This window comes from Rhizobium cerradonense, assembly GCF_030182455.1.
Taxonomy (GTDB): domain Bacteria; phylum Pseudomonadota; class Alphaproteobacteria; order Rhizobiales; family Rhizobiaceae; genus Rhizobium.
Genome location: NZ_JAQJCK010000080.1, coordinates 1 through 762, shown reverse-complemented (window position 1 = coordinate 762; position 762 = coordinate 1). Strand labels below are relative to the sequence as shown.

Genomic DNA, 762 nt, shown 5'->3' with positions numbered 1-762 from the left:
CGACCATGAAGCAGTATGCCGGAATCGATGTCTCGTTGGAATACTCGAGTGTGTGCGTGGTGGATGCGGATGGCCGCATCGTGCGCGAGGCAAAGGTCCACAGTGAACCCGATGCGCTGATCGCCTGGTTTGGCGAGCAGGGCGCGGCGATGGAACGAATTGGTCTTGAGGCTGGCCCCTTGTCGCAATGGCTTTACGCGGAAATGGCGAAGGCGGATCTGGCGGTCGAACTGATCGAGACGCGCCACGTGCGGGCGGCCTTCAAGACGATGCCCGTGAAGACCGACAAGAAGGACGCACGGGGTATTGCGCAGTTAATGCGGCTTGGCTGGTTCAGGCCGGTCCACTGCAAATCTCTTCCGGCCCAGGAGGTGCGAGCGCTGCTGACCGCACGCAAGCTCATCCAGGGAAAACTTCACGACATCGAGATGAGCCTCCGGGGCATTCTGCGCGGTTTCGGCCTCAGCTTGACTTTGTACAAAATCTCTTTGGAATTTCGGGTTTGTTGCGGCGGCGCTGATCTTCCGCGTACTGGCAGCGTGGCGCGCGCGGCACTCTCATTTTGAGGCAATTTGAGCGGGGTGAATCAATTCGCCGCAGTCTCTCTGACTTGCCTGTTTCGCGTGACCGGATTCGAACCGGTGGATGACCGATCATAATGAGAACTGCGTCGGGTCGGGTGATCCTGTTCCGCAAATCCTTCGCCAGTGGCTGTCGTCGTTTCGTCCCTGGTTCACGGCACCCAGCTGGGAGCATCTCCTG

At 59.3% G+C, this 762-nt stretch carries 1 pseudogene; it reads left to right on the top strand.

The annotated features are described in order from the left end of the window. Positions 1-5: 5 nt before the first annotated feature. Positions 6-470 (top strand): annotated as a pseudogene (locus tag PH547_RS33765) (IS110 family transposase); the annotation flags it as partial. Positions 471-762: the final 292 nt, after the last annotated feature.